This window comes from Profundibacter sp., assembly GCF_056498605.1.
This window is the reverse complement of record NZ_JBSMEZ010000058.1, coordinates 21,673-29,575: the sequence shown is the minus strand read 5'-3', so window position 1 is coordinate 29,575 and position 7,903 is coordinate 21,673. Positions and strand designations below refer to the sequence as shown.

General features: G+C 56.3%; 8 protein-coding genes. 4 read left to right on the top strand and 4 right to left on the bottom strand.

The features are described 5' to 3' along the window. The 3 genes from ACWB12_RS06040 to ACWB12_RS06030 form a co-directional block, all read left to right on the top strand. On the top strand, positions 1-357 hold a 357-nt coding region (locus ACWB12_RS06040; RefSeq protein WP_479529161.1), incomplete at its 5' end, for a VOC family protein. 84 nt (positions 358-441) lie between these two features. Beyond that, on the top strand, positions 442-1,152 hold the full coding sequence (locus tag ACWB12_RS06035) for an alpha/beta fold hydrolase (protein WP_479529160.1): 711 nt from the start codon (positions 442-444) through the stop codon (positions 1,150-1,152). A 53-nt stretch (positions 1,153-1,205) separates the two neighbouring features. Further along, entirely contained in the window at positions 1,206-2,171 is a 966-nt protein-coding gene (locus ACWB12_RS06030) for a LysR family transcriptional regulator (RefSeq protein ID WP_479529159.1), read from the top strand. Positions 2,172-2,293: 122 nt separating this feature from the next. Here the strand turns inward: ACWB12_RS06030 and ACWB12_RS06025 are convergent, their stop codons facing one another. From ACWB12_RS06025 to ACWB12_RS06010, 4 genes are all read right to left on the bottom strand, one after another. Then, entirely contained in the window at positions 2,294-3,484 is a 1,191-nt protein-coding gene (locus tag ACWB12_RS06025; protein WP_479529158.1) for a DegT/DnrJ/EryC1/StrS family aminotransferase, read from the bottom strand. A gap of 85 nt (positions 3,485-3,569) precedes the next feature. Then, positions 3,570-4,871: an NAD(P)/FAD-dependent oxidoreductase gene (locus tag ACWB12_RS06020; protein ID WP_479529157.1), complete on the bottom strand. Its 1,302-nt coding sequence runs from the start codon at positions 4,869-4,871 to the stop codon at positions 3,570-3,572. Then, complete coding sequence (locus ACWB12_RS06015) at positions 4,868-6,232, bottom strand: glutamine synthetase family protein (protein WP_479529156.1); 1,365 nt, start codon at positions 6,230-6,232, stop codon at positions 4,868-4,870. Before ACWB12_RS06015 ends, ACWB12_RS06020 begins: the two co-directional genes overlap by 4 nt. Beyond that, positions 6,225-6,923 (bottom strand): type 1 glutamine amidotransferase, encoded by a 699-nt coding sequence (locus ACWB12_RS06010; RefSeq protein ID WP_479529155.1) that lies wholly within the window; start codon positions 6,921-6,923, stop codon positions 6,225-6,227. The genes ACWB12_RS06015 and ACWB12_RS06010 overlap by 8 nt, the downstream gene beginning before the upstream one ends. A 112-nt stretch (positions 6,924-7,035) precedes the next feature. Between ACWB12_RS06010 and ACWB12_RS06005 the strand changes: the two genes are divergently transcribed. After that, positions 7,036-7,899 carry a hypothetical protein gene (locus ACWB12_RS06005; RefSeq protein WP_479529154.1) on the top strand — a complete coding sequence of 288 codons (864 nt, stop codon included), beginning with the start codon at positions 7,036-7,038 and terminating at the stop codon, positions 7,897-7,899. The last annotated feature ends 4 nt before the right edge of the window (positions 7,900-7,903 follow it).

The following is a 7,903-nucleotide window of genomic DNA, read 5'->3' as shown; positions in this document are numbered from 1 at the left end:
CTGGGCTGGGTGCGGGTTGAAAGCCCCGACGGGGTGGTTGCGTTTGATCTGATCGGGCAGGTGTTGGGTCTGTATCCCAAGGCTGCGCTGGCCAAAGATCTGGGTATGGATGCGGCAGATCTGGGCGGGTTTTCAGGAATGACGTTGGGGTATAACGTGGCGACGAAAGAAGAAGTCGCGCCATTACTGGAGCTGGCTTTGGCGGCAGGCGGGCGGGTTGTAAAACCGGCGCAAGATGTGTTCTGGGGCGGGCATCACGGCTATTTTGCTGACCTTGATGGTCATATCTGGGAGGTCGCGCATAACCCGTTTTCGCCGCTAGGGCCTGATGGGGAATTTCGCTGGCTCGGATATTAATCAGCCGATTTTTGCGCATGGCCATATGCAAAGGCAGGGCAATAGCGTAGCTTGCCCAAAACAATATCGAGCGAGTGAATTGATATGGCCGAACCCCTGCTGCTGATCCCTGGAATGATGTGTGACGCACGGCTATATACGCCCCAGATCGCCGAATTTTCCGCCGAACGCGCGGTTCACATCGCATCTTATGCCAAATGCGAAACCATCGCGGATATGGCGCAGGCGGTGCTGGATACTGCCCCTGAGCATTTCGCGCTTGCGGGCCTATCGATGGGCGGGATCATTGCAATGGAAGTGCTGCGGCGCGCACCGGAACGGGTGACGCGAGTGGCCTTGATGGACACAAATTCACAATCGGAGACACCGGCAGTGGCCGCCGCCCGCGAGCCACAGATCGTTGGTGTTATGGCGGGGCGTCTGCCCGAGGTGATGAATGACGTGATGCGCCCTGAATATCTGGCGGAAGGGCCGCATCGGGCCGAAGTATTAGCCCTGATGCAAGAGATGGCACTGGCTATTGGCGAAGGCGAATTCGTGCGCCAGTCCCGTGCCTTGCAACGCCGTCAGGATCAGCAGAAAACCCTGCGTAAAATCCGTATGCCCGCGCTGATACTTTGTGGTGCCGAAGATAAACTGACCCTGCCGCGCCGCCACCAATTCATGTCCGAACTGATCCCCTATGCGACCTTGCGCATAATCGAGGGCGCGGGTCATGTGCCGACACTGGAAGCGCCAAAAGCCACTAATGCAGCGCTGAGAGAATGGCTGGAAGCGCCGCTTGTGTTGCGCTAAGGTTGTCCCATTCAAGGGGCATGCCCGCAAATATAGATGAAAGTGATTGTTAGATGGTTGCAACCACAGGCCGTATAACCCTTTGGGGAATAGAGGTTTTTATTGCCACGGCAGATGAAGGATCAATCTCGTCTGCGGCGCGCAGGCTCGAGGCAAGCCCCTCGGCGGTTAGCCAGCAGTTGACTAATCTGGAAACGGCGCTGGGTACGACGCTGCTAAATCGCGCAACCAGACCCGTGTCGCTCACCCCGTCGGGCGAGATGTTTCGCAAACGGGCGCAGTTGATCCTGAACGAGGCAACCCAAGCGCAGGCTGAATTGGCAAATTCGGACATGTCGGCCCTAACGCGATTTCGCCTCGGTATGATCGAGGACTTCGATGCCGATGTCACCCCGCGTCTGTTGTCAGATATGTCGGACACCCTGACGGGTTGCCAGTTCTTGCTGGAAACAGGGGCCAGCCATCGGTTGTTTGACCTGCTGGACAGCCGCGCATTAGATGTGATTGTGGCCGCCGATATGGGGGCAACTGCGGACTGGATGGAAGTGCATCCGCTGCTGGTCGAGCCGTTTGTTGCTGCCGTGCCAAAGGGGGCTGTGGCTGCGGGGCTGGATGTTTTGGCACAGCTGAAATCATTACCGCTGATCCAGTACACCCAGCGCCACCACATGGGCCGCCAGATCGCAGCGCATCTGGCGCGGCAAAACCTGACCCTGTCGCACCGGTTCGAATTGGACAGCTATCACGCGATTATGTCGATGGTCGCAGCCAAGGCGGGGTGGACCATTCTAACGCCGCTTGGTTATTTGCGGGCGCGCCGGTTCCATGATGCGGTTGAAATGATCGAACTGCCGTTTGACCCGCTGACCCGCAGCATCTCCCTGACCGCGCGGCGTGATGTGTTGCAGGATATGCCACAGGATGTGGCGGCGCGACTTCGCCTGTTGTTACAGGAAATGATCGTTGACCCGGCAATCAAGGCACTGCCGTGGATCGCCAAGGATTTGCAGGTGCTCTAACCGCCCCTTCTTCTTGCCCTAAACACCTGCGCCGCAGACATCGCGCTTTGACCCGTATTTGACCCGTAGGGGCAAAGCGCTTGGGGCGACGCGCGAAGCGCGGCGCAATCCCTTGCAAATTCCTAAGCGACAGCGCGTGCGGACTTTTTCACAATATCAGCCGCTTCTGTCAGCGCATTTACGATATAATCCAGATCGTTCTTCTGCAGTCGTGCAGGCAGACGCACATCGCAGGCCCGCATCAGCATGGCACGGGTTTTGGGCAATTCTGGTGTATAACCGATGAATTTCCAGTTCCAAAATGCCCGCGCGTTGTCTTGGGACAGCCCGAAAACTTGCACCGAAATGCCATGGGCTTTGGCCTCGGTCGCAAAGGCAAGGGTTTCTTCATCGCTAAACCCGTCCAGATTGAACTGGATTGAATCAGGTGCGCGGCTTTCCGGTGCCAACGCATCGGGCACGGTGATGAACGGGGATGCGTTCAGCAAATCAGCCACATAATCATGGTTCGACAGCCCGTCACGGACCCGCCGTGCGACTTCCTTGATTTGCGGCCGGATCACCGCCGCCGACAGGTTTTGCATCCGCAGGTTATAGAGCGGCAGTTCGTTTTGCCAAAACTCGAACCGGTCATGCACAACGGGGTGCTTTTTCCAGTTATGCTCGTATGCGCCGGACATGATGATGGCTTGCGCGATCAGGTCCGCGTCGTCAGTGACCAGAATACCGCCTTCGCCCGCATTGATCAGCTTATAGGACTGGAACGAAAAGCAGCCGATTTTGCCAATGGTGCCGATGTTTTTGCCGTTCCATGTGGTGCCCAATGAATGCGCCGCATCCTCGATTACCGGAATGCCGCGTGCATCGCACAGCGCCATGATCGCGTCCATGTCGGAGGTGTGCCCGCGCATGTGACTGATGATCACGGCCTTGATACCGTCGTCCAGACGCGCCGCAAAATCGGCCATGTCTACACGGTAATTATCGCCAACTTCGACCAGAATTGGCTGGCATTCGGCGTGAACCACGGCGGATGGCACGGCGGCAAATGTAAAGGCGGGGATCAGCACTTTGGCGTCACGCGGCAAGCGCAGCGCCTTTAGCGACAGGAACAGGGCGGCAGAGCAGGACGACACAGCCAGCGCGAATTTTGCGCCCATCAGTTCGGCGAACTCGGCCTCAAGCAGGGCAACAGGCGATGCTTCGGCGGATGTATAGCGAAACAAATCACCGCTTTGCAGCATCCGGTCAATTTCGGCGCGGGCCTCGGCGGGGATGGGTTCTGCGTCATAGACGTTCGGGGCTTGTGACATAGCTTCGCCTTTCCTGAATGTATCTTTCGGGAAAACTGTAAACGAGTTGATCAAATATGCAAATAGTTAATAACCGGATCGGCGATTATATTCCTAACCTGTCGCGCAGGGAAAACCATGTCATTGCTAGCGTCAGGACTGGAGTCGAAAACATCCGCCCCCCGGGAAACGGCATGACGGGGACGCGGGACAGGACGTCGAACTGTTCGGATTGTCCCGCGATGGTCTGGGCGATGATTTTGCCAGCCAATGTTGCCAACGCGACCCCGTGGCCGGAATACCCTGCGGCGGTCAGGATATTGGGCGCAACACGGGCGAAATAGGGCATGCGGCTGGTGGTGATGCCCAATGTGCCGCCCCAAGCATAGTCGATTTTCACGCCTTTTAGTTGCGGATACAGTGCCTCGAGCGGTTTGCGGACCTTGGCCGCGATGTCGGTCGGGAATTTGACGCCGTAACTTTCGCCGCCGCCAAACAGCAGGCGGCCATCATCGGACAGGCGGTAATAGTTTAGCACAAATTTGCTGTCGTAAACGCAGATGTCGCGGGTCAGAACCTGTGCGGCGCGGTCGCCCAAGGGTTCGGTTGCAACTATGTAATTGTTGATCGGCATCACGCGGGCGGCGGTTTTTCGGTGCAAATTGCTGGAATACCCGTTACAGGCCAGCACCACATGGTTGGCCACCACGCGGCCGCGTTCGGTCTGGACGGTTACTTTGTTGCCCTGCTTGATGTGGTGGACATAAGCGCCCTCATAAATGGTGGCCCCAGCCGCCACAGCGCCGCGGGCCAGCCCAAGGACAAAGTTTAGCGGGTGCAGGTGGCCACCGTTACTGTCCAGCACCATGCCGGAATACTGGTCGGTGCCGACGATATCTGCGGTGGCGGATTTGCCGAGATATTCAGCCTCGAAACCATAATTTTCAACCAGAAATTCATAGTCCCGCTGGCCTGCGTCGGCCTCTTTCTGGCTGAAATATGCCGACGCATGACCGGGTTTGAACATCGCGTTCGGCGCGTGTTTTGCCGCTAGATCGCGGGTGATTTTGATCGATTCCTCGGCAATGTCCCACAGCAGATGCGCATCCGATTTGCCCAGCTTTTTCTCAAGGCTGGGCTGGTCCATATTATGGCCGTGCCCCACCTGACCGCCATTACGCCCTGACGCGCCAAAGCCGATGCGCTGCGCTTCCAGCATCACGACGCTATAGCCTTTTTCGGCCAGATGCAGGGCTGTGGACAGGCCGGTATAGCCGCCACCAACCACGCAGACATCCGCTGTCACCTCGCCCTTTAGGGTCGGGAACGGGTCCAGTGGTGTGGCTGTGGCTGCATACCAACTGTTGGGGTATTGGCCGCGGTTGTCGTTTGAAAACAGCAGGTTCATACGTTTAACAGCAAATGTTCACGCTCCCAAGGGGAAATGACCTGTAGGAATTCGTCAATTTCGGCCTCTTTCACCATCTTGTAGACACGGCAGAATTTGGGTCCAAGGACTTTGTGCATATCTTCGGCTGCGCCGAAATGCTCAAGTGCGGTGTGCAGATCACGCGGAATGACCTCTTCGCCATCAACGGCTTCGCCTTTTAGCGAAGTATCCGGGCGGTTTGCTTCGATCAGACCAAGATAGCCACAGGCAAGCGACGCGGCGATGCCAAGGTAAGGGTTGCAATCCATTCCGGCCAAGCGGTTTTCCACGCGGCGGCTGTTAGGGCCACCAAGCGGAATGCGGATGCCAGCGGTGCGGTTGTCGCGCGCCCAGTCCAGATTGATCGGGGCGGATTGGTCTTTGACGTAGCGCCGATAGCTGTTCACATAGGGTGCCATCATGGCAATGACCGAAGGCATGTGATTTTGCAGCCCGGCAATAAAGTGGAAAAATGCATCCGTTTCGCCGCCTTGAGGGCCGGAAAAGATGTTCTGCCCCGTTTCGGTGTCGAGGATCGAGTGGTGTATGTGCATGGCCGAACCCGGTTCACCCTCGATCGGTTTGGCCATGAAGGTGGCAAAACAATCGTGGCGCAAAGCGGCCTCGCGGATCAGGCGTTTAAAATAGAACACCTCGTCAGCCAGTTTGACCGGATCACCATGCTGCATGTTGATCTCGATCTGCCCCGCGCCGCCCTCTTGGGTAATGCCGTCGATCTCCAGCCCTTGGGCCTCGGCAAAATCATAAATGTCGTCAATTACGGGGCCGTATTCATCGACCGCCGACATGGAATAGGCCTGACGCCCCGCCGCACGACGCCCTGTGCGCCCCATAGGGGGTTCAATCGGTTTGGTCGGGTCGACATTGCGGGCCACCAGATAGAATTCCATTTCAGGAGCGACAATCGGCGTCCAGCCTTTTTTCTTATAGAGGTTGACCACGCGTTTTAGCACATTACGTGGCGATACCTCGATCGGCTTTCCTTCACGGTCAGTCAGGTCATGGATAATTTGAAGCGTCCAGTCTCCAGTCCAAGGTGCGGCTGCTGCAGTTGTGAAATCTGGTGTTAGGGTCATATCGGGTTCGGTATAGCCCTTATCCTCGCTTTCAGCGGCATCGGCATAACCGCCTGTGATCGTTTGGTAAAAGATAGAATTGGGCAGGTAGGATTGCTTGGTTTTGGCGAATTTGGTTGCGGGCATGGCTTTGCCACGGGCAATGCCAGGCAGGTCGGATACGATACATTCGACCTCGTCCAGACGGCGGCCTTCCAGATAGGTGCGCGCCGCTTCGGGTAGTTTATCGGTCCAGTCAGCCATTTTTCGCCTCGCGGGGTTGTTTGAAGAATGCAGCGATGTCTTTGGCAAACAGGGTCGCGTCATTCGGGATTTTTGAGTTGGCAATTGCGCGGTCCATCATTGCGTCGTCATAAATGGCAGGGTCGCGGCGCAGGGTGATGTAGTCGGCAATGATCGGGTTGGAAAATTCTGGGTGTGGCTGAATGGTATAGATGCTGTCGCCGTAGACCAATCCGGCATTTTTGCAGAAATCATTGCTGGCGATGACGCGCGCGTCGGCGGGTAGCTCCATCACCTGATCCTGATGCCACGCGTTCAGCGCCACATCGCCGTGGCCCTCGAATGTATAATGCTGGCGGCCGACGGCCCAGCCGTCTTTGTATTTTTCAACCTTGCCACCAAGCGCCTGCGCAATCAACTGGTGGCCGAAACAGACGCCGACAATCGGGGCGGGGGCGGCATAAGCCTTGCGGATGAAATCCTCAAGTGGGGGAATAAACGGGTGATCCTCGTAAGCGCCATGGGCAGACCCCGAAACCAGCCAGCCATCGGCGGCCGTAACGTCTGTGGGGAATTCCATATCGACCACGTTGTAGGTGTCGAAATCAAAGCCGTGACCGGCCAGAAGGGTTTGAAACCATTCGGCATAATCACCGTGGGTTTTGGCGACCTGTTCCATTGCATGGCCGCATATCAGTAGTCCGATCTTCATTAATCACCGTGTGTTGTTTGTCACATTGCTAGCCGAGCAAATGATTTCGGGCAAGGGGGGAGGGCGCAGTTTGGCAGGTTGTCGCATCGTGCGCAGGGGGGAGCACTCTCTCTTGGCTGGGTTTAACCTTGTACTATACTACCGTAGGTGGCTTGGTGAACAAAATGAGAAAGTAAGTGATATGATGCAAAGTTCCCCGATTCTGGTATTGCTCTACTTTATTGCAGGCTGTGGAACGGCCGCTATCATTGAAATTGATCCACCAGCGCTGGTGCAGGAAAATACAATCGAGTTGATCGCCCAGGATATGACGCTGCCACATGAAACCCATTTACACGGGGTTCCGGAATTCTTTGACTGGTTTGATGGTCCGCGGATCGGGATGGGTTTAAATCCCGGCGAATTCACCGCCATGAACGCATGGGGGCAGGTCTATGAAGCAGCCACAGGGAACAGTGCAGTCAACGCGCGCATTCAGATACGTAATATTTCGGCCTATTATCTATCGACTTCGGACGGCCAATGGCACGAGTTGCAGCGTTCGCAAAGCGTTGAAGGCGAGGCCTATGTCGAGGATTTTGAAAATAATGCAAACGTCCCCGCCGATGTTCGTGTCGAGGGCAGTGGTGGCATTTCTGTCATGCTTGCGGATGGCATGAATTACCATTTCTGGCCTGAAGGCGGACGTGTAATTCTTCCTGCAACCAGCGAGCTTGGCGGAATATACACGACTGTTCAGGCGCGTTTGGTTGTTGATGATCAGGGGATTCCGGATGATCGCAATGATGCGCGCTATCTTGTTGGAATGGGTGGTGATTACTGGCGGACGGTCGATGCGGAGTGGGTAGAAGACTATGCAAACAATAATGATATTGGCATTGGTCGACACCGGTTGGTCACAAGTGAGTGGCAGTCCTATAATATGACGACGCAGACCTTGGAACAGTTGCAGGCAGCGCCCCCGCCCATACCTTAGGGCC

Coding starts and splice junctions, on each gene's coding strand:
- ACWB12_RS06010 (WP_479529155.1), bottom strand. CDS start 6,923: ATGAAGATCGGACTACTGATATGCGGCCATGCAATGGAACAGGTCGCC.
- ACWB12_RS06020 (WP_479529157.1), bottom strand. CDS start 4,871: ATGAACCTGCTGTTTTCAAACGACAACCGCGGCCAATACCCCAACAGT.
- ACWB12_RS06025 (WP_479529158.1), bottom strand. CDS start 3,484: ATGTCACAAGCCCCGAACGTCTATGACGCAGAACCCATCCCCGCCGAG.
- ACWB12_RS06035 (WP_479529160.1), top strand. CDS start 442: ATGGCCGAACCCCTGCTGCTGATCCCTGGAATGATGTGTGACGCACGG.
- ACWB12_RS06015 (WP_479529156.1), bottom strand. CDS start 6,232: ATGGCTGACTGGACCGATAAACTACCCGAAGCGGCGCGCACCTATCTG.
- ACWB12_RS06030 (WP_479529159.1), top strand. CDS start 1,206: ATGGTTGCAACCACAGGCCGTATAACCCTTTGGGGAATAGAGGTTTTT.